This is a genomic window from Mycobacterium sp. G7A2 (assembly GCF_041902445.1).
Lineage (GTDB): Bacteria > Actinomycetota > Actinomycetes > Mycobacteriales > Mycobacteriaceae > Mycobacterium.
The window spans coordinates 4,444,220-4,464,738 of record NZ_CP169251.1 but is presented as its reverse complement, the minus strand read 5'-3'; the positions used below and the strand labels follow the sequence as shown (position 1 = coordinate 4,464,738).

The 20,519-nt window shown below is 67.8% G+C and carries 20 protein-coding genes; 13 read left to right on the top strand and 7 right to left on the bottom strand.

From position 1 onward, the window contains the following. Positions 1–67 precede the first annotated feature (67 nt). The 4 genes from ACEWX3_RS21145 to cofD form a co-directional block, all read right to left on the bottom strand. Positions 68–901: a hypothetical protein gene (locus tag ACEWX3_RS21145; protein WP_374157586.1), complete on the bottom strand. Its 834-nt coding sequence runs from the start codon at positions 899–901 to the stop codon at positions 68–70. A gap of 86 nt (positions 902–987) precedes the next feature. Next, positions 988–1,536 (bottom strand): NUDIX hydrolase, encoded by a 549-nt coding sequence (locus ACEWX3_RS21140; protein ID WP_374159911.1) that lies wholly within the window; start codon positions 1,534–1,536, stop codon positions 988–990. Positions 1,537–1,677: 141 nt separating this feature from the next. Then, on the bottom strand, positions 1,678–3,021 hold the full coding sequence (locus ACEWX3_RS21135) for a coenzyme F420-0:L-glutamate ligase (protein WP_374157585.1): 1,344 nt from the start codon (positions 3,019–3,021) through the stop codon (positions 1,678–1,680). Further along, on the bottom strand, positions 3,018–4,004 hold the full coding sequence (gene cofD, locus ACEWX3_RS21130; protein ID WP_374157584.1) for a 2-phospho-L-lactate transferase: 987 nt from the start codon (positions 4,002–4,004) through the stop codon (positions 3,018–3,020). Before cofD ends, ACEWX3_RS21135 begins: the two co-directional genes overlap by 4 nt. A 448-nt stretch (positions 4,005–4,452) precedes the next feature. Here cofD and ACEWX3_RS21125 point away from each other — a divergent pair, with 448 nt between their 5' ends. Continuing rightward, positions 4,453–4,722: a WhiB family transcriptional regulator gene (locus ACEWX3_RS21125; RefSeq protein WP_207067430.1), complete on the top strand. Its 270-nt coding sequence runs from the start codon at positions 4,453–4,455 to the stop codon at positions 4,720–4,722. Positions 4,723–4,790: 68 nt separating this feature from the next. On the opposite strand, the gene ACEWX3_RS21120 is transcribed toward ACEWX3_RS21125, so the two are convergent. Continuing rightward, positions 4,791–5,213, bottom strand: a complete 423-nt coding sequence (locus ACEWX3_RS21120; RefSeq protein ID WP_207067429.1) for a metallopeptidase family protein — start codon at positions 5,211–5,213, stop codon at positions 4,791–4,793. A 132-nt stretch (positions 5,214–5,345) separates the two neighbouring features. On the opposite strand from ACEWX3_RS21120, the gene ACEWX3_RS21115 reads away from it, so the two are divergent. The 4 genes from ACEWX3_RS21115 (at position 5,346) to manA (ending at position 9,634) form a co-directional block, all read left to right on the top strand. After that, the gene (locus tag ACEWX3_RS21115) at positions 5,346–5,774 is read left to right on the top strand and encodes a DUF3499 domain-containing protein (RefSeq protein ID WP_152516189.1); all 429 of its coding nucleotides are present in this window, start codon (positions 5,346–5,348) and stop codon (positions 5,772–5,774) included. Between the two features lie 130 nt (positions 5,775–5,904). Beyond that, complete coding sequence (locus tag ACEWX3_RS21110; RefSeq protein WP_163673470.1) at positions 5,905–7,296, top strand: phosphomannomutase/phosphoglucomutase; 1,392 nt, start codon at positions 5,905–5,907, stop codon at positions 7,294–7,296. Then, positions 7,293–8,402, top strand: coding sequence for a TobH protein (locus tag ACEWX3_RS21105; RefSeq protein WP_163673471.1), 1,110 nt, complete (start codon positions 7,293–7,295; stop codon positions 8,400–8,402). Before ACEWX3_RS21110 ends, ACEWX3_RS21105 begins: the two co-directional genes overlap by 4 nt. Before the next feature lie 5 nt (positions 8,403–8,407). After that, positions 8,408–9,634 (top strand): mannose-6-phosphate isomerase, class I, encoded by a 1,227-nt coding sequence (gene manA / locus ACEWX3_RS21100; protein ID WP_163673472.1) that lies wholly within the window; start codon positions 8,408–8,410, stop codon positions 9,632–9,634. Here manA and ACEWX3_RS21095 read toward each other — a convergent pair. After that, positions 9,579–10,949: an FAD-dependent oxidoreductase gene (locus ACEWX3_RS21095; protein ID WP_374157583.1), complete on the bottom strand. Its 1,371-nt coding sequence runs from the start codon at positions 10,947–10,949 to the stop codon at positions 9,579–9,581. The two genes, manA and ACEWX3_RS21095, sit on opposite strands and share 56 nt — an antisense overlap. A gap of 66 nt (positions 10,950–11,015) precedes the next feature. On the opposite strand from ACEWX3_RS21095, the gene ACEWX3_RS21090 reads away from it, so the two are divergent. The 8 genes from ACEWX3_RS21090 to ACEWX3_RS21055 all read left to right on the top strand — a co-directional run bounded on the left by ACEWX3_RS21090 (position 11,016) and on the right by ACEWX3_RS21055 (position 18,083). Further along, positions 11,016–12,494: an APC family permease gene (locus ACEWX3_RS21090; protein WP_207067390.1), complete on the top strand. Its 1,479-nt coding sequence runs from the start codon at positions 11,016–11,018 to the stop codon at positions 12,492–12,494. A gap of 77 nt (positions 12,495–12,571) precedes the next feature. After that, entirely contained in the window at positions 12,572–13,435 is an 864-nt protein-coding gene (locus ACEWX3_RS21085; RefSeq protein WP_374157582.1) for a type IV toxin-antitoxin system AbiEi family antitoxin domain-containing protein, read from the top strand. Positions 13,436–13,588: 153 nt separating this feature from the next. Beyond that, positions 13,589–14,830, top strand: coding sequence for an alkane 1-monooxygenase (locus tag ACEWX3_RS21080; protein WP_374159910.1), 1,242 nt, complete (start codon positions 13,589–13,591; stop codon positions 14,828–14,830). Next, on the top strand, positions 14,827–14,997 hold the full coding sequence (locus ACEWX3_RS21075; RefSeq protein WP_163673477.1) for a rubredoxin: 171 nt from the start codon (positions 14,827–14,829) through the stop codon (positions 14,995–14,997). The genes ACEWX3_RS21080 and ACEWX3_RS21075 overlap by 4 nt, the downstream gene beginning before the upstream one ends. An 81-nt stretch (positions 14,998–15,078) precedes the next feature. Further along, the gene (locus ACEWX3_RS21070) at positions 15,079–15,267 is read left to right on the top strand and encodes a rubredoxin (protein ID WP_207067388.1); all 189 of its coding nucleotides are present in this window, start codon (positions 15,079–15,081) and stop codon (positions 15,265–15,267) included. Positions 15,268–15,341: 74 nt separating this feature from the next. Then, positions 15,342–15,974: a TetR family transcriptional regulator gene (locus ACEWX3_RS21065; protein ID WP_207067387.1), complete on the top strand. Its 633-nt coding sequence runs from the start codon at positions 15,342–15,344 to the stop codon at positions 15,972–15,974. Positions 15,975–16,093: 119 nt separating this feature from the next. After that, on the top strand, positions 16,094–17,557 hold the full coding sequence (gene ahcY / locus ACEWX3_RS21060; RefSeq protein ID WP_207067386.1) for an adenosylhomocysteinase: 1,464 nt from the start codon (positions 16,094–16,096) through the stop codon (positions 17,555–17,557). Position 17,558: 1 nt separating this feature from the next. Next, on the top strand, positions 17,559–18,083 hold the full coding sequence (locus ACEWX3_RS21055) for a hypothetical protein (protein WP_374157581.1): 525 nt from the start codon (positions 17,559–17,561) through the stop codon (positions 18,081–18,083). A gap of 60 nt (positions 18,084–18,143) precedes the next feature. On the opposite strand, the gene ACEWX3_RS21050 is transcribed toward ACEWX3_RS21055, so the two are convergent. Next, entirely contained in the window at positions 18,144–20,510 is a 2,367-nt protein-coding gene (locus ACEWX3_RS21050; protein ID WP_374157580.1) for a sulfatase-like hydrolase/transferase, read from the bottom strand. Positions 20,511–20,519 lie beyond the last annotated feature (9 nt).

Genomic DNA, 20,519 nt, shown 5'->3' with positions numbered 1-20,519 from the left:
TTTTGGCCTTTTGCCGCGAAATAGGATTCCTGGCTGCTCAGGCAGGCCGATCTACCGCCCTGGCTTCTCACTCGCGGAGCAGCCAGGCCTGCTTGACGTGATGAATGAACTCGTTGTCGCCGGCGATTACCTTGATGTGGATCCAGCCCAGGGCCAATATTCTGCGTAGCCGCAGAATGTCCCATCTGTATTGGTCGGGATCAGTACGGTGGTGTTCGCCGTCGTACTCGACCGCAATCTTCTTGTCGCGCCAGCCCATATCGAGGTACGCGAACGGGTAGTCGCTAACGTCGAACAGCGGGATCTGAGTTTCGGGCCGCGGGAAACCAGCCTTGATCAATGCCAGGCGGATACGTGTCTCTTGCGGGGATTGGGCACCGGCGTCCATGAGGTCGACCGCCCGGCGGCATCTCCGTACACCTTTGGTTCCTTTGTAGCGATGGGCCAGGTTCAGAATGTCTGCCGGGGCGACGTCGGTCGCGCGCCCGATGGAGTCGAGATGTGCGACGGCTTGACCGTGCGGCAGGTAGCGTCCCAGGTCGAGGGCAGCACGCGCAGGTGTGGCCACGGGCATGCCCTTGATCCAGGTGATCTCTCCGGGCGCGATCCGGTCACGTCGGGTGATGATGCCCTTCGGTGAATAGTTGTTGGACCACAAGATCTCGACCGGCGCATCGTCGTCCACCCAGCGTGCGCCATGAAGCGCGGATGCGGCCCGGCCGGTCATGACTCCGCGCCGTCGTGACCACAGCCAAGCACCCCGGGCGCGGGTCGCCAGGTCTGGTTCGACATCACGCGGCACGTAGATGTCCGGATAGATCGCGCGGTAATTCCACCGAAGTTGGGCTCGGGTGAGCAGTCCACCCTTGATCGACGCGGACCCAACGATGACTCCCCCCATGGAGTATGAGCATGGCGGCTCGCGACACCGTCACAGCGAGTGAGAACCCAGGGTTGTGGATAACCCGTTGATAGCAGCCGGGAATCCTATTTCGCGGGTCCAGAGGGCTTGGCTGCGTGGGCGAGTTGGGCCAGGCCGAAGTCGGTGTCGGTGGGCAGCTCGGCCAGCGGCCACCACCTCAGGTCGAGTGACTCGTCGCTGACGACGATCTGCGCGCCGGCGGGAGCGCGGACGACGAACTGCACATCGAGATGACGGGTCGGCACGCCCAGCGAACACGTCACCGGGTGCACGTGCAGCGCCGCGGGCGTGGGGGCGATCGCCAGCCCGTCGATGCCGGACTCCTCGGTGGCTTCGCGCAGCGCCGCCGCGACGAGGGTGTCGTCCGACGGCTCGCAGTGACCACCCAGCTGCAGCCAGCGCCCCACCCGGGGATGCAGCGTCAACAACGCGTGGGTGCCGTCATGGTCGAGCACCAGCGCCGAGGCGGTGATGTGGCCGGGCACGCACTCACGCAGGCACGCGTCGGCGCGGGCATCGAGGAATGCCAACACCGCGTGACGCAGTGAATCCTGCGCGGGATCCTCCGGGCGCCAGGCGCCCAGCACGTCGATCGCGGACTGGTGCAGCGTCATCGGGGACAGGCTGCGAGCGCTCATCGGGACCGTCTGTTCTTCGCGCAAGCGCTCATCGACGCGACTTCGGCGTAGTTGTCGACGCGACTTCGGCGTGGTTGTCGACGCGTGGCGCAGCCAAGCACGCCGAAATCGCCACACTCACTTGCGCACCAGCAGACCGTCGGTCGGCACCGGGTCCCGTGGCGGCGGCGGCCCACCCGAGCCATGCCCGATGGCGATCGCACCCAGCGGCTCCCAGTCCTCGGGCAACTCCAGCGACGAGCGCACCAGATCCGGGGCGAAGATCGTCGACCCGATCCAGCAGCTGCCCACCCCGCGCACCGCCAGCGCGACGAGCAGCCCCTGCACCGCCGCGCCGGCCGCCACCGTGAACATCGTGTGCTCGGCGGCGGTACGACGCTCGTCGGGATAGGTGTGCGCACCGTCGGGAACCCTGAACGGGATCACCAATTCGGGCGCGTCGTAGAGAATCTGACCGCGGCCGACCCGACGCTCCACCGAATCGGGGTCCCGGCCGTCGCCGGACAGGTCGGCGCGCCACCGGTCCTTCATCGCATCCAGCAACGCCAGCCGCACGGCCCGGTCCTGCACCCACACGAACCGCACCGGCCGCGTGTGATGCGGAGCGGGGGCGGTCAGCGCCTCGGCCACCGCGGCCTCGATCACCGCCGGGTCGACGGGTTCGTCGCTGAACTCGCGGACCGAGCGGCGCAGCAGCTGCGCCTGCGAGCGACCGAGCGCGATGGCCTCTTCAGTGCCCAGCCAGAACAGGTCCTCCTCGCCGGCGCGGACCAGCGTGCGCGCCGAGGACCCGTCGTCATGCAGGTGCAGTCCGCGCACCACGGCGACCGGCACGGCTGTCAGCTTGCCCTTCACCAGGTCGGCGGCCGCGGCGATCTCGTCGGCGACCGCGATCTCGGTGACGATCAGCTCGTTGCCGTGCCGATCGTGTTCGCCTGCGTAGCCGTGCAGCACCGTCAACCCGGCCGCGCCGATCGCGACGTCGGTCTGGCCGGTGCGCCAGGCGCGGCCCATCGTGTCGGTGATCACCACACCCACGCGCACGCCGAGTCGCTCACGCAACTCCTGCACCAGCCGTCGCGCGGTGCCGTCGGGATCGACTGGCAACAGCGCCAGTTCGGCGGAGTCGACGTTGGAGCCGTCCACCCCGGCCGCAGCCTGCACCAACCCGAGCGCGTTCTCGGTGATCAGCGTGCGCCCCTTGCGGGCCAGCACCCGCACCGACTCGGCGTCGATCAGCCTGCGCCGCAACGTGTCCCGCAGCTCAGGGTCAGTCGGCGCGTCGACCATCCGGCCCTCACACTTGGAGAGCACCTTGCTGGTCACCACGACCACATCGTCGTCGCGCAGCCACGGCGCCGCGTGTGCGAGCGCCGCGGCCAGATCGTCGCCGGGCCGAAATTCCGGCAGGCCCGCGACGGGAAGAAGTTCCACCCGCGCCGACGTGCCGTGGTCGGTCACGGCCTCACCCCGGCCAGCTCCATGCCGGCGCGCACCATCTCGGCGGTCACCGCCGGCTCGGTCATCAACAACGGCACCGCCCGCACGTCGACACCGGGCACCGTGGCGTGATCGCCTTCGTGGATCAGCCAGCCGTCCAGGATCCCGGTCGACGACCGTGCGCCGTAGTGCGCCGCGACCGCCTCGGAGGTGGTGTCCACCCCGATCAGGTTCAGGCAGGTATCGGCCATGCCGCGCAACGGCTTTCCGGCGACGATGGGGGAGTAGCCGATCACCGGTGCGGGCGTCGTGCGCAGTGCGGCCCGCACGCCGCCGATACCGAGGATGGGCCCGATGCTCACCACCGGGTTCGACGGCGCGATCAACACGATATCGGCGCCCTCGATGGCCTCGGTGACACCCGGCGCTGCGGTCGCCTTGTCGGCGCCGATGAACGCGAAACTGTCCGTGGGCACTTGAGCGCGGTAGCGCACCCACCACTCCTGGAAGTGGATGGCCTTCTTCTCCCCGTCGGCCGGATCGGTGATCACGACGTGAGTTTCGGCACGGTCGTCGCTGACGGGCAGCAACGTCGCACCGGGCTGCCAGCGGGCGCACAACGCCTCGGTGACCGCGGACAACGGATAGCCGGCGCGCAGCATCTGGGTGCGCACCAGATGCGTCGCCAGATCGCGGTCGCCGAGCCCGAACCAGTCCGGCTGCACCCCGTAGGCCGCGAGTTCCTCCTTGGCATGCCAGGTTTCGTCGCGGTGTCCCCAACCCCGTTCCGGGTCGATACCCCCGCCGAGGGTGTACATGCAGGTGTCGAGGTCGGGGCAGATGCGCACCCCGAACATCCACGCGTCGTCACCGATGTTGACCACCGCGGTCAGCTCATGCGGCGATTCGTCACCGCTGCCGAACTGGCCGAGGCCGAGCAGATGCTGCACCCCGAGCAGGAAGCGTGCGCCTCCCACGCCGCCCACCAGTACAGTGACTTTCACACCGAACGAGAGTAGGCGCTGTGCGCCGAAGAGTTTCGCCGGGTGGGTTGCGGAGATCACGGGTGACCCGAACGTGACCGACACGCCATTGCGCGACGCGCCGAATTGATGTCACGGAATGATATGAATTCCTGTTCTAGCGCTTGACCCACGCTGCCTACCCGTGTGTAATCACAGCAGTGTCATTTCGCGGTTGGCCGGCCGGTTCCGGTGTCGCAGACCGAGATTCGATCACTTGTTCGAATTGAGATGGCCGCACCTTCATAGTGGGGCTTATTTTTAAACGGATCTACGAGACCTGGAGGAGGGGAACATGGCATTTGAGCAGGCCGATTTCGGCGATTCGGTCCGGTTCGACAACAGGCTCCTCGGATCGGTGGGGAGTGCTTCGCACATCCAGACCGGACCGATGCCGGCAGAGATCAATGGTCGTCCGCAGCTGAGTCTGGTGCCCAGCAGCAGCACCGACGACTTCTTCGACAACGACACCGAGTCGATCGAAGACCAGTGGCAGGAACGCGCGCTGTGCGCGCAGACCGACCCCGAGGCGTTCTTCCCCGAGAAGGGCGGCTCGACCCGCGAAGCCAAGCGAATCTGCCAGGGCTGCGAGGTGCGCGACGAGTGCCTCGAGTACGCGCTGGCTCACGACGAGCGCTTCGGCATCTGGGGCGGACTCTCCGAGCGGGAGCGTCGTCGCCTCAAGCGCGGCATCATCTAGCCGCCGCGCACGCGCGCAGGCGCTCACCGTGCAACCGAAAGCACGCCGCGCGAGCGCCCGGATCCCTCTCAGTCGTCGTCGATGCTCGGATCGATCACCGACGGTTCGACCCCCAGATAGGTGGCCACCTGAGCCACCAGCAGTTCGTGCAGCAGCTCGGTCAGCTCCAGGGTGTCCTTGGCTCGGCGCTCGATCGGCTTGCGAAACAGCACAATTCGCGCCCGCGTGGCGTTTCCGCGGACATCGACCCCGGCGGGTATCAGCCGGGCCAGCGCAATCGGACCGTCGGCGACCACCTCCGGTGGCCACTGCACGCTGTCCGGATCCTTCGGCGACAGCCGGGGAATCTCGTCGACCGCCACGTCGAGCGTCGCCACCCGGTCCTGCCACCGGCGCTCGATCGGCTCGTAAGCCTCCAGCACCGCCATGTCGAACCGCTCGGCGCGGCTGCGCCAACCCGGAACGCTCGGTGGAAGCAGTGGTCCACGCATCTCGCGGCCCCGCCGCGACCCCCGGTGGTTGCGCCGCGTCACGCAGAAGATCGTAACGGTTGAGAGTCGGCGCGCCCGCGGCTGCGCGTGTCCGCCGCGATGCCGACGACGCTGCACGATAACCTCACGTCCGTGAATGTTCCCCGTCGCTGCTGCCGGCCCGGGTGCCCTCACTACGCGGTCGCGACGCTGACGTTCGTGTACTCCGACTCGACGGCCGTAGTGGGGCCGCTGGCGACCGTGTCCGAGCCGCACTCCTGGGACCTGTGCGTCATGCACGCCGGCCGGATCACCGCGCCGCGCGGCTGGGAGCTGGTCCGCCACGCCGGCCCGCTGCCGTCGCACCCCGATGACGACGACCTGGTCGCCCTGGCCGACGCCGTACGCGAAGGCCGCGAGGGCAGAGGAGCGGGCGGGGGCCCGGTACACGGTTTCACCGGATTCACCGACCCCGTCAGCGGCGCCCAGAGCGGCGCGTTGATGGCACCGCCGACCCGCAAACCCGAGACCAACGGCCGTCGTCGCGGCCATCTGCGCGTTCTGCCCGACCCCACCGACTGACCCGATCCCCGAAATCGCTCCCCAGCAGGGACGTCGCTGATGGAATGCGATTTCGCAATCCCGGGGCGGCCATATTGATGCGCGGCGACGGCTAGGCTGGAACCACCATTCCTGTCGTCCAAGGAGCCCTATGTCCCGGTCCGCCGCGGCGGTGCAGCGCGTGATCAAGGCCTACGACGTTCGTGGGCTCGTGGGTGAGGAAATCGACGACGCATTCGTCCGCGAGGTCGGGGCCTCCTTCGCGCGGTTGATGCGCGACGGTGAGAACTCGACGCAGGTCGTCCTCGGTTACGACATGCGGGCCAGCTCGCCGGTGCTCGCCGCCGCGTTCGCCGAAGGCGTCATGGACCAGGGCCTCGACGTCGTGCGCATCGGCCTCGCCTCCACCGACCAGCTCTACTTCGCCTCCGGCTTGCTGAACTGCCCCGGTGCGATGTTCACCGCCAGCCACAACCCGGCCGCCTACAACGGCATCAAGTTGTGCCGGGCCGGCGCCAAACCGGTCGGCAAGGACACCGGCCTGACCACGATCAGCGACGAGGTCATCGCGGGCGTCCCCGGCTACGACGGCACCCGCGGAACCCTGTCCGACCGCGACGTCCTCGTCGACTACGGGCAGTTCCTGCGCTCGCTGGTCGACGTCGGCAGCCTGCGCCCGCTCAACGTGGCCGTCGACGCCGGCAACGGGATGGCCGGCCACACCACCCCGGCGGTGCTGGGACCCATCCCGTCGATGACGGTCTTCCCGCTGTACTTCGAGCTCGACGGCACCTTCCCCAACCACGAGGCCAACCCGCTGGAACCGGCCAACCTCGTGGATCTGCAGGAGTTCGTCGTGCAGACCGGCGCCGACATCGGCCTGGCATTCGACGGTGACGCCGACCGCTGCTTCGTCGTCGACGAGAAGGGGCAGGCCGTGTCGCCGTCGGCGGTCACCGCGCTGGTCGCCGCCCGCGAACTGAGCCGCGAGATCGGCGCGACGGTCATCCACAACCTGATCACCTCCCGCGCGGTGCCCGAACTGGTCACCGAACGAGGCGGCACGCCGGTGCGTTCGCGGGTCGGCCACTCCTACATCAAGGCACTGATGGCCGAGACCGGCGCCATCTTCGGCGGCGAGCACTCCGCGCACTACTACTTCCGCGACTTCTGGGGCGCCGACTCCGGCATGCTGGCCGCGCTGCACGTGCTCGCCGCGCTCGGCGAACAGGACCGCCCGCTGTCGGACCTGATGGCCGACTACCAGCGCTACGAATCCTCCGGCGAGATCAACTTCACCGTCACCGACGCGCCCGCCGTCGTCGAATCGGTGCTCAAGTCGTTCGGGCCGCGCGTGCACGGCATCGACCACCTCGACGGGGTCACCGTCGACCTCGGCGACGGCAGCTGGTTCAACCTGCGCATGTCCAACACCGAACCGCTGTTGCGACTCAACGTCGAAGCGTTGACCGCCGAAGGTGTCAGCGGGCTCGTCGACGAGATCGGCGGCTACATCCGCGCCGGCACCAGGGAATTGACGTGAGCACGCCGGCCTCGGCCGCTGTGGTGGACCTCGACGACGCCGAGGGCCTGCTCGAAGCCGACCGGATGGGGTTGCTGCGCGCCGCCTCGATGGCCGGCGCGCAGGTGCGGGCCACCGCCGCCGCCCTCGACGAGGGTGACCTCGACGCGGTGGCCTCGGACTCTCCGCCGCGCACCATCGTGTGGATGGCCGGGCGCGGCAACGCCCACACCGCGGGCACCATGCTGGCCGCGATCCTCGGCGGATCGGTCGGCGCCCCGTTCGTCGTCGTGTCCGAGCCACCCATGTGGATCGGTGCCCTCGACGTCCTGATCCTCGCCGGCGACGACCCGGGCGAACCCGCGCTGGTCTCCGCTGCGGCCACCGGTGTGCGCCGCGGTGCGCGCGTCGTCGTCATCGCGCCGTATGAAGGCCCGCTGCGCGACGCCACCTCCGGCCGCTCGGTCGCGCTGCCCCCGCGGGTGCCGATGCCCGACGACTTCACCCTGACCCGCTACCTGGCCGCCGGCCTGGCGGTCGTGCAGGTGATCACGCCCGGCGCGCAGGCCGATTTGGCCACGCTGGCCGACCAACTCGACGACGAAGCGCTGCACAACAGCGCCGCGCGCGACCTGTTCACCAACCCGGCCAAAGTGCTCGCCGAGCAGATGGCGGGTTACGACGTCGTCTTCGCCGGCGACTGCGCGGCCACCCTCGCGCTGGCGCGTCATGCCGCGACGGTGATGCTGCGCGTCGCCCACCAGACCGTCGCCGCCGTCGACCTGGCCGATGTGCTGGTCGCGATCGGCACCGGGTGGGGCCGCGGGCCTTCATCCGACAGCGACGAGCTGTCCATCTTCCACGACGAGCAGATCGACGGACCGCGACCGGCGCGCACCCGCACCTTCGTGCTGGCATCCGACGCGCAGCGGCCCGAGATCTCCGCGCGGCTCAGGGGTTTCGACGACATCAAGGTCGTCAACGCCAACGACGTCCCGGACGTCGTGATGGCGGGGGGAGATCGGGAGGTGCCGGCCACCGCGCCGGGACGTCTCGAACAACAATTAGCGCTGCTGGCGGTCCGCCTCGAAATGGCGGCGGTCTACCTGCGGCTGGTTCGAGGTTGAGGTAAGTGCATCTGCTGAGGGGAGCGGTCCGGACCTATGCATGGGGTTCGCGAACCGCGATTGCCGATTTCACCGGGGCGCCCAGTCCCACACCGCATCCGGAGGCCGAACTGTGGTTCGGTGCCCACCCGGGCGACCCGGCGTGGCTGCAGGACGACGACACCGAGCGCTCACTGCTCGACGCGCTGCGCGCCGATCCGGAAAGCGAACTCGGGCCGGCGGTGCGCGGCCGATTCGGTGACACGCTGCCGTTCCTGGTGAAGGTGCTGGCCGCCGACGAGCCGCTGTCGCTGCAGGCCCATCCGAGCAGCGAGCAGGCACTCGAGGGCTTCACCCGCGAAGAACGCATGGGCATCCCGATCACCGCGCCCACCCGCAACTACCGCGACCGCAGCCACAAACCCGAAATCCTCGTCGCTCTGGACCAGTTCGAGGCGCTCGCCGGATTCCGGCCCGTCGCGCGCACCGTCGAGCTGATGCGTGCGTTGGGCGTCGCCGACCTCGACCCGTTCATCGGTCTGCTCGACGGACAGTCCGACGGCGACGGATTGCGCGCACTGTTCACCACGTGGATCACGTTCCCGCAGCCCGACCTCGATGTACTGGTGCCCGCGGTGATCGACGGGGCGATCGACTACGTGCGTTCGGGGGCAACCGAATTCGAGCGGGAAGCCAAGACGGTGCTCGAGCTGGGTGAACGCTACCCCGGTGACGCCGGCGTGCTGTGTTCGCTGTTGCTCAACCGGCTGTCGCTGGCGCCGGGCGAGGCGATCTACCTGCCCGCGGGCAACCTGCACGCCTACCTGCACGGGATCGGCGTCGAGGTGATGGCCAACTCCGACAACGTGCTGCGCGGCGGGCTGACCCCCAAGCACGTCGACGTGCCCGAACTGCTGCGCGTGCTGGACTTCACCCCCGCCGAGGACGTCGTGGTCCGGCCCGAATCATGTTCCGACGGAGAGGAACTCGTCTACCGCACGCCGGCGCCGGAGTTCGCGGTGTCGGTGTTGCGCATCGACGAGGGCAACCTCGGCCACGAGATCGACGCGCCCACCCGCCACGACGGACCGCAGATCCTGCTGTGCGCCGAGGGTGCGGTCACCGTGCACGCCAAGACCCGCTCGGTGGTGCTGGAACGCGGCAAGGCGGCCTGGGTTGCCGCCGACGACGGACCGATCAGGCTGAGCGCGCAGGAGCCGACCCGGCTGTTCCGGGTGACCGTCGGGATCTAGACCGCCGCTCCTGCATCCACAGCCGCATGTTGTGGCGCACCGTGCGGCCCACCAGCTTCGCCGACGGCACCATGTAGAGGCTGTCGAGCAGGCTGAACCGGCGCAGAAACCATTCCGCGAGAACAGGATCGGACTCCGCAGCACCCAGGAACTGGTCGAACAGCGAGCCCACCGGGCGGTACCACCACGGCATCGGGCCCTCGGCCCGGTGCAGGATCAGATCGCCGATCGCGTTCATCGTCCACACCGGCCACGTCGTCTTGGTGGTGGCGGTCAGAAACGTCGTGGCCAGCTCGTCGGCCGGGCCCTGCAGCGCGCGGCGCAGATGCCCGGCCTGCAGCGACGTCATCGTCATGCCCTGCCCGAACGTCGGATTGAAGCTCACCACTGCGTCCCCGAACGGCAGGATGCCCGGCGGGAAGCGGTCGAGTTCGTCGAACCGCCGCCACCGACTCGCCGGATACTTGTGCACCGCGACCTCACCCACGGGCTGCGCCTGCTGCACCGCCGCGCTGAGATGAGCCGGCAACAGTTCCTCGGCCAAGGCCTGCATCCCCGCGAAATCCTCTGGCGGAGGCACTTTCCCGACCCCGAACGTCGTCATCGTCCAGACGTCGTCCTCGTAGTAGAGCATGCCCAGCCCCAGCGGCTGCTCCCGCGACGCGCCCGCCACCACGACCTTCTCCCGGACCAGATCCTCTGGGATGGTGAGCCGGTGAGTGGCGTAGCCGATGCCGACCGCGACGCTGTCCTCGCGCGGCCGCTCGAACCCCCACTGGGGCAGCCAGGCCGGCAGCCGGGTGCCGCGACCCGTCGCGTCGATGACCAGATCGGCGTCGACGACCTCGCCGTCAGCGGTGCGCACCCCGGTCACCCGGTGCCCGTCGAAGACCGGCTCGTCGACGCCACGCTGCTGCACCGTGACGTTGGACAGGGCGGTGACCCGGCTGCGGATCTGCCACTCCAGATGCGGTCGGCTCGGCACGTAGGCAGTGAACTCGTCCTGCAGGCGGTGCTGGGTGCCCAGCACATGACCGGCCGCCCCGAAATGGATGCAGTCGGGCCGGTTCTCCAAGATCGGCACCCCGTCGGCCACCATGTCGGCCAGCAGCCCGGGGAACAGCGACTCCAACTCCTCGGCGCCGCGCGCCATCAACAGGTGCACGTGGCGGTCCTGCGGCGTGGCAGCGCGGCTGGCCGGTTCCGCCGGCAGGTCGTCACGCTCGAACACCGTCACCCGGTCAGCGAACTCCGCCAGCACTTTGGCGGCGCACAACCCGCCGATGCTGGCGCCTATCACCACTGCGTGTCTCATTGGACCCATCGGATCACACGCTAGTGGGTACATTCCGCTGAAACGATGACGAAAAGGGGACGGTCGATGGTTCAGGAACCGGTGACGCAGACCGTGGGGCGATGGCGGACCAAGTCCGTCGAGCAGTCGATCGCCGACACCGACGAACCCAGCACAAAGCTCCGCAAGGACCTGAACTGGTGGGATCTGACCGTCTTCGGGGTGTCGGTGGTGATCGGCGCCGGCATCTTCACCATCACCGCCTCGACCGCCGGCAACATCACCGGACCGGCGATCTCGATCTCGTTCATCATCGCCGCGATCTCCTGCGGGCTGGCCGCACTGTGCTACGCCGAATTCGCCTCCACCGTGCCGGTGGCCGGCAGCGCCTACACGTTCTCCTATGCGACGTTCGGTGAGTTCATCGCCTGGATCATCGGCTGGGATCTGATCCTGGAGTTCGCCGTCGCCGCGGCGGTGGTCGCCAAGGGCTGGTCCAGCTACCTGGGCACCGTGTTCGGGTTCGCCGGCGGATCTGCCGAAGTGTTTGGGCTGCAACTGGATTGGGGCGCGCTGCTGATCATCGCGTTCGTCACCGCCATCCTGGCCTGGGGCACCAAACTGTCCGCCGGGGTCAGCCTGGCCATCACCGCCGTCAAGGTGGGGGTGGTGCTGCTGGTGGTCGCCGTCGGCGCCTTCTACATCAAGACCGAGAACTACTCGCCGTTCATCCCGCCCGCCGAGGCAGGGGAGGGCGGCACCGGCACCGAGCAGTCGCTGTTCTCGCTGCTCACCGGCGCCGAAGGCAGCCACTACGGCTGGTACGGGCTGCTGGCCGGCGCCTCGATCGTGTTCTTCGCGTTCATCGGCTTCGACATCGTCGCGACCACCGCCGAGGAGACCAAACAGCCGCAGCGCGACATTCCCCGCGGCATCCTGGCCTCGCTGGGCATCGTCACCGTGCTCTACGTCGCCGTGGCGATCGTGCTGTCGGGGATGGTCAGCTACACCCAGCTGCGCGACGCCGAAACGCAGAACCTGGCCACCGCGTTCGCGCTGAACGGCGTGGACTGGGCGGCCAAGGTGATCTCGATCGGCGCGCTGGCGGGCCTGACCACGGTCGTCATCGTGTTGGTGCTCGGCCAGACCCGGGTGCTGTTCGCGATGTCGCGCGACGGGCTGATGCCCACACAGCTGGCCAAGACCGGGCGGCACGGCACGCCGGTGCGCATCACGCTGATCGTCGGCCTGGTCGTCGCCGTGACTGCGACGGTGTTCCCGATCGACAAGCTCGAGGAGATGGTCAACATCGGCACGCTGTTCGCGTTCGTGCTGGTGTCGGCCGGGGTGATCGTGCTGCGCCGGACGCGACCCGACCTGAAGCGCGGGTTCCGGGTGCCGTGGGTGCCGGTGCTGCCGATCCTGGCGATCATCGCGTGCCTGTGGCTGATGCTGAACCTGACCGGGCTGACCTGGATCCGGTTCGGCATCTGGATGGCCCTGGGCGTGGTCGTCTACTTCGTCTACGGCCGCCGCCACTCGATCCTTGCGAATCGGGCGCGCTAAAGCACCCACGCTGTCGCAAAGCGCGCCGAATCCGCCGTCGGTGGAACCGTGGGGAGTCGCGGTGCGTCACACCGGGCATGCTCAGCGACTATCTGCGGCGCCAGGACGGAGTCATCACCTCCGAGCAGGCTCGGGCCGCGGGACTGAGTCGACGCAGCGTGCAACGTCGCGTGCAATCCGGCCAGTGGCGCCGCTGCGGCCGGGGCGTGTACTTCGTCGACGACCGTCCGTTCTCGGACGCGGCCCGCATCCGCGCGGCGGTGTGGGGGCACGGGTCACAGGCCGCCGCCAGCGGCCTGACCGCGGCCTCATGGCATGGCCTGACCCGGTTCGCCCCTGACATCGTCGAGGTCACGGTGCCGCGCGACAGCCACGGCCGACGCCATGAGGACACCCGGGTCCGTCGCCGTGACCTGCAGCGCTGCGACGTCATCGAGCTCAAGGGCATGCGGGTGACGTCGCTGAGCTTGACGGTCGTGGAAGCCGCCGCGCAGCGCGGAGGCGGGGCGAAATTGCTCGACACCGCACTGCAACAACGCCACGTCGACCTCCCCGGCCTCTGGCGCACCCACCTGCGCAACAAGGGTCGCACCGGTGCGCCGCGGTCTCGGCTGCTGTTACAAGCCGCAGCCGGGGGAGCCCACTCGGTGGCAGAGCGGATTCTGCATCAACTGCTACGGGAGGCCGGTATCGGCGGGTGGAAGGCCAACTATCGGGTCGGCGGTTATCGGGTCGACGTCGGGTTCGCGGCGCAGAAGGTGGCGATCGAGGTGGACGGGTTCGCGTTTCACAGCGACCCCGACGCGTTTCAGATCGATCGTCAGCGGCAGAACGACCTCGTCCTGCTGGGCTGGCAGGTGCTGAGGTTCACCTGGCTGGACCTCACCGCCTATCCGGACCGGGTCATCGCGCTGATCCGCTCGGCGATTTCGGCGCGCTGAAGCACCGCTGCTGTCGCATTGCGCGCCCGATTCACCACGGCAAGCTTTACAAAAGAGCTGCTTTGTATAGACACGCGACAAAACAGGCTCTATAGTCAACGGCACGAGGTGACTGCACTCACAGCAAGGAGGCATCGAGTGACCACGCAAGACATGCCGGCGATCGACATCGAGAACTGGCGCGACAAGAAGCGCTATCTGTGGCTGATGGGTCTGATTCCGCCCACGGCGCTGTTCGTGATGCTGCCGCTGATTTGGGGGCTCAACCAGTTCGGCTGGCACGCCGCGGCGCAGGCGCCGTTCTGGATCGGTCCGATCCTGGTCTACATCCTGCTGCCCAGCCTGGACCTGAAGTTCGGCCCCGACGGGCAGAACCCGCCCGACGAACTCATGGAGCGGCTGGAGAACGACAAGTACTACCGCTACTGCACCTACATCTACATCCCGTTCCAGTACGCCAGCGTCATCTTCGGCGCCTACCTGTTCACCGCATCGAATCTGAGCTGGCTCGGCTTCGACGGCGGGCTGGGCTGGCCGGCCAAGATCGGCCTGGCGCTGTCGGTGGGCGTGCTCGGCGGCGTGGGCATCAACACCGCGCACGAGATGGGGCACAAGAAGGATTCGCTGGAGCGCTGGCTGTCGAAGATCACGCTGGCCCAGACCTGCTACGGGCACTTCTACATCGAGCACAACCGTGGCCACCACGTGCGCGTCGCCACCCCGGAGGATCCGGCGTCGGCCCGTTTCGGTGAGACGTTCTGGGAGTTCCTGCCGCGCAGCGTGTTCGGCAGCCTGCGCTCGGCCTGGGAGATCGAGGCCAAGCGGTTGGAGCGCGCCGGCAAGAGCAAGTGGCATCCGTCCAACGACGTGCTCAACGCCTGGGCGATGTCGGCGCTGCTCTACGGCGTGCTGATCGCGGTGTTCGGCTGGGCGTTGATCCCCTACATCCTGATCTCGGCGGTCTTCGGGTTCACGCTGCTGGAGACGGTGAACTACCTGGAGCACTACGGACTGCTGCGGCAGAAGATGGACAGCGGCCGCTACGAACGGTGCGCGCCGGTGCACAGCTGGAACTCCGATCACATCGTGACCAACCTGTTCCTGTACCACCTGCAGCGCCACAGCGACCACCACGCCAACCCGACCCGGCGCTACCAGACGCTGCGCAGCATGGACGGAGCGCCGAACCTGCCCAGCGGATACGCGTCGATGATCGCGCTGACGTACTTCCCGCCGCTGTGGCGCAAGGTGATGGACCACCGGGTGCTCGAGCACTACGACGGCGACATCACCCGGGTGAACATCCACCCGCGGGTGCGCGACAAGGTGCTAGCCCGCTACGGCACCGACGAGCGCTCGCGCGAGGAGCGCAGCAACACCGAGGCGGCCCGATGAGTGCCTACCGCTGTCCCGGCTGCGACTACGTCTACGACGAGTCCAAGGGCGAGCCCCGGGAGGGCTTCCCGGCCGGGACGCCGTGGGAGGACGTGCCCGACGACTGGTGCTGCCCGGACTGCGCAGTACTCGAGAAGGTCGACTTCGAACCCGCTCTACAACGTTGAGAATGCGCCCACGGCGACAAAGTGCGAGTAGCGGCCGCCGTGGGCGCAGCCTCAACGCAATCTAGAAAGGAAAACGTCGAGATGAGTGACAACGACTACAAACTGTTCGTCTGCGTGCAGTGCGGCTTCGAGTACGACGAAGCCAAGGGCTGGCCCGAGGACGGCATCGCCCCGGGCACCCGCTGGGACGACATCCCCGAGGACTGGAGCTGCCCGGACTGCGGTGCGGCGAAGTCGGACTTCGAGATGGTGGAGGTCGTACGGCCGTGACCGCGTGGGCGGGGGTCGTCACGGGGCGGCTCGCCTCACTCGGCGGGGCACCGAGAAGCGATATTGTCGCGCGTGTGAGCAGCGCCCCGAATCGACGAGTCGCGCAGCGCGTGCCCTACGCCGAAGCGTCCCGGGTACTGCTGCGCGACTCCATCCTCGACGGCATGCGTGAACTGCTGCTCAACCGCGACTGGTCGTCGATCACGCTGTCCGATGTGGCGCGCGCCGCCGGTATCAGCCGCCAGACCATCTACAACGAGTTCGGCTCCCGGCAGGGCCTGGCCCAGGGCTACGCGCTGCGGCTGGCCGACCGGCTCGTCGACCAGATCCACGACGCGATCAACGACAACATCGGCGACGTCTACGCCGCCTTCCTGCAGGGATTCCGCGATTTCTTCGCCGAGTCGGCCGCCGACCCGCTGGTGATCTCGTTGCTGACCGGCGGCTCCAAGCCCGACCTGCTCCAGATCATCACCACCGACAGCGCGCCGATCATCAACCACTGCTCGGCGCGGCTGACCGAATCGTTCATGGCCAGCTGGGTGCGGTGCAGCCAGGAAGACGCCGGCGTGCTGGCCCGCGCCATCGTGCGGCTGGCGATGAGCTACGTCTCGATGCCCCCGGAAGCCGACCACGACGTCGCACGCGATCTGGCCCGGCTGATGTCACCGTTCGCCGAACGGTACGGTGTCATAGATACCGCTTAGCCGGCAGAGCGCCTCAGCGCCTGTCCCGCGAGCCCGCAGGCTATGGGTGTCCGTGTCCGCATGGGTGTCGCTGATGAGCTGCGACACCAGCATCGACGAACGACAAAAAGGGGCTCTATATGACTGCATCGAACATGACCGTCGAGGTCCGCAACGGCATCGACTTCAAGGTCGCCGACCTGTCGCTGGCCGAGTACGGCCGCAAGGAGATCGGCCTGGCCGAGCACGAAATGCCCGGTCTGATGGCACTGCGCTACGAGTACGCCGACGTCCAGCCGCTCAAGGGCGCACGGATCTCCGGCTCGCTGCACATGACCGTGCAGACCGCGGTGCTGATCGAGACGCTGACCAGCCTCGGCGCCGAGGTGCGCTGGGCGTCCTGCAACATCTTCTCCACCCAGGACGAGGCCGCCGCGGCCGTCGTCGTCGGACCGCACGGCACCCCCGAGGAGCCCAAGGGCATCCCGGTGTTCGCGTGGAAGGGCGAGACCCTCGAGGAGTACTGGTGGGCCGCCGAGCAGATGCTCACCTGGGAGGGTGAGCCGGCGAACATGATCCTCGACGACGGCGGCGACGCCACCATGATGGTGCTGCGCGGCGCGCAGTACGAGAAGGCGGGCGTCGTGCCGCCCGCTGAGGACGACGACCCGGCCGAGTGGAAGGTGTTCCTCGGCGTGCTGCGCGAGCGCTTCGAGCAGGACAAGACCAAGTGGACCAAGATCGCCGAGGCCGTCAAGGGCGTCACCGAGGAGACCACCACCGGTGTGCTCCGCCTGTACCAATTCGAGGCGCAGGGTGAGCTGCCGTTCCCGGCGATCAACGTCAACGACTCGGTCACCAAGAGCAAGTTCGACAACAAGTACGGCACCCGCCACTCGCTGATCGACGGCATCAACCGCGGCACCGACGTACTGATCGGCGGCAAGAAGGTCCTGATCTGCGGCTACGGCGACGTCGGCAAGGGCTGCGCGGAGTCGCTGGCCGGTCAGGGTGCGCGGGTCACCGTCACCGAGATCGACCCCATCAACGCGCTGCAGGCGATGATGGACGGGTACGACGTGCGCACCGTCGAGGAGGCGATCGGTTCGTCCGACATCGTCATCACCTCCACCGGCAACAAGGACATCATCACCCTCGACCACATGCGCCAGATGAAGGAACAGGCGATCCTGGGCAACATCGGCCACTTCGACAACGAGATCGACATGGCCGCCCTGGAGCGCTCCGGCGCCAAGCGCATCAACATCAAGCCGCAGGTCGACCAGTGGGTGTTCGACGACGGTAAGTCGATCGTGGTGCTCTCCGAGGGTCGACTGCTGAACCTGGGCAACGCGACGGGCCACCCGTCGTTCGTGATGAGCAACAGCTTCTCCAACCAGGTGATCGCCCAGATCGAGCTGTGGACCAAGAACGACGAGTACGACAACGCCGTCTACCGGTTGGCCAAGCACCTCGACGAGAAGGTTGCGCGTATCCACGTCGAGGCACTCGGCGGCACGCTGACCAAGCTCAGCAAGGAGCAGGCCGAGTACATCGGTGTCGACGTCGAAGGCCCGTACAAGCCGGAGCACTACCGCTACTGACATGGTCTCGATGAATCGGGCGCGCACCACGACCACCGCGGTCGGCGTGCGCGCCCGATTTGCGTCGGTGCTGGCCGCAGCGCTCATGTTGACGTCCTGCGGCCAAGGCGCGCAGGAGGATTCGGAAACCAGCACGGCGCCTGCGCTCGAGGTCCGTCACGACACCGCGGCGCTGGCCGAGATGTTCCCGCTACTCGGGGAACCCGAGTCGGCGTCGTGGATCATGTGGGACAACAGCCGCGTCGCCGAAGGCTCCCGGGTCAAGGTGGTGTGGATCGACGCCGTCGCTCAGGTGTCCCCGCAGACGATGGACCGCCTCGTCGCCGAGCATCCCACCGAGGCGCGCGGCCAGGAACCCGCCGTGCAGGCAGTGCTCGAGCCCGAGCTGCCGCCGGGACCGTTCCGCAGCGGCGTCGAACTGAACATGGCGTTCGGCGGGGAAGGCAAGAGCACCCGGGTGTTTCTCGACGACACCCACGACGCCGTGGTGCTGCAGTCCTACACGATGGGCGCCGCTCCGGAGTGACGTCGGCGTGTTCGTCTGCGCTGAGCGACTCTGCGCTGGGCGACGACGATCACGCCGAAATCACTGTCGGGCCATGGCGATGCGGGCCTCAGCGCGCTTCTGCTCGTCCTCGTCGGTATGCTCCGGAATCGCCGTGCTGACGGTGACCTTCTCGACGTGGCCGGTGAACGCGAACGGCGACTTGTAGCGTCGGGTGATCGGGGAACCGGCGTTGCGCCCGACGCCGACCCCGCCACCGATGCCGATCGCCATCGGGATGGTCACCGGGAAGTCCGCCTCGCCGACGACGATTCCGTCGACCAGCAGCCGCGCATGACCGGGGGTGCCCTTCCCGGACATGAAGTCCGGCAGCCCCGTCGGCTCGAATTCGTAACGCAGCGTATGTTTCCCGACGCCCACCGGATCGGTGGAGCTCACGCTGAACTCCTCGACGCCGACGTAGTTGTGCACATAGTGCAGCAGCCCGTCCTGGATGAACAGGGTGTAGCCACCGGAATTGCTGCCGTGGCACACGACCACGCCTTCGTCCCCGTCGACCATTTCGACGTCCGCCGTGATGCTGTGCGCCCGGTTGAGCACGTTGACGGCGACGTTCTGCGGGACGAGCTGAGTGCCGGGCCGATACTCGTAGGTGTCGCGCGGCGGAGCGATCTGCGGGCGCGGATCGGCGAACCGCATCGTGCCGCGGCTGTCCAACGGCAGCACGTTGTACTTGCCGGCCTCGGTGTACCACAACGCGATCATCTCGATCAGGCGTGGACGTTCCTGCGCGGCCAGGTCGCGGGTTTCGGTCGGGTCGACCTCGACGTGGTAGAGCTCCCAGCCGGTCGCATCCAGTTCGCGCAGCTTCTCCTCGGTCAACTCCAGCATGCCGAAGCTGACGCCTGCTTCCTCGAACGACGTTCCCGGGAAGGGGCACACCGCGCGCCAGCCGTCGTGATAGATCGAACGGTGGGCGAACATCTCGAAATACTGCGTGTGGTGCTTCGACGGGGCGTCGGCATCGTCGAAGGTGTGCGCGAGGCTGACGCCCTGGATCGGGGACTGGGCGACCCCGCGTACAGCCGACGGCGGGTCGATGCCCAGCGCCTCGAGCACGGTGGGCACCATGTCGATGACGTGGCCGTACTGGTGGCGCACCTCGCCGCGGGCGCTGATCCCGGCCGGCCAGTGCACCAGGAACCCGTCGGCGACCCCGCCGCGGTAGGTCTCGCGCTTCCACCGGCGGAACGGGGTGTTGCCGGCGAACGTCCAACCCCACGGATAGTGGTTGAAATGCTCGGGCCCGCCGAGTTCGTCGATCGCGGCCATGTTCTGCGCCAGATCGTCGGGCACGTTGTTGAAGAACTTGTTCTCGTTGACCGAACCGTGCGGGCCGCCTTCGGCACTGGCGCCGTTGTCGGAGATCACCATGATCACCGTGTTGTCCAGTTGGCCGGTCTTGTCCAGGTAATCCAGCAGCCGGCCGATCTGGTGGTCGGTGTGCTCGAAGAATCCGGCGAACACCTCCATCATCCGCGCATAGAGCCGGCGCTCGTCGTCGGACAGTTCATCCCAGCGCTGCACGTCAGGGTCGTGCGGGGAAAGCTGAGCATCGGGTGCCACGATGCCGAGCTCCTTCTGGCGCGCAAAGACCCTCTCCCGGTAGGCGTCCCAGCCATCGTCGAACTTGCCGCGGTATTTCTCCGCCCATTCCGGCGGCGCCTGGTGGGGCGCATGGTTGGCGCCGGTGGCGAAGTACAGGAAAAACGGCTTGTCCGGCGCGACCTGCTTGAGGTCGGCGATGAAGCTGATCGCGCGGTCGGTGAGATCCTCGGTCAGGTGATAACCCTCCTCGGGAGTCTTCGGCGGCTCCACCTGATGGTTGTCGAAGACCAGGTCGGGATAGTACTGATGGGTGTCCCCGCCGAGGAAGCCGTAGTAACGCTCGAAGCCGCGGCCCAACGGCCAGCGGTCATACGGCCCGGCGGCGCTGACCTGCTCGGCCGGGGTGAGGTGCCATTTGCCCACGCAGTAGGTGGCATAGCCGTGCGGCAGCAGCATCTCCGAGAGGAAGCCGTTCTCGAACGGGATGGCCCCGTTGGAGCCCGGATAGCCGGTCGAGCCCTCGGTGATGCACGCCATGCCGTTGGAGTGGTGGTTGCGCCCGGTCAGCATGCACGACCGCGACGGTGAACACAGCGCCGTGGTGTGCATGTTCGTGTAGAGCAACCCATTGCTCGCCAGCCGGTCCAGGTTGGGGGTGTTGATCGGCGATCCGTAGCAACCGAACTGTCCGTAACCGGTGTCGTCGAGCACGATGTAGACGACGTTCGGGGCGTCCGGCCGCGCGCGGTTCGGGGTCGGCCACGCTGGATCGGAGTCGCCGATGGTGCGGCCGATCCGGCCCGGAAACGACGTTCCGGGTGGGTATTCCGTCAGGCTCATGCGCCGAGC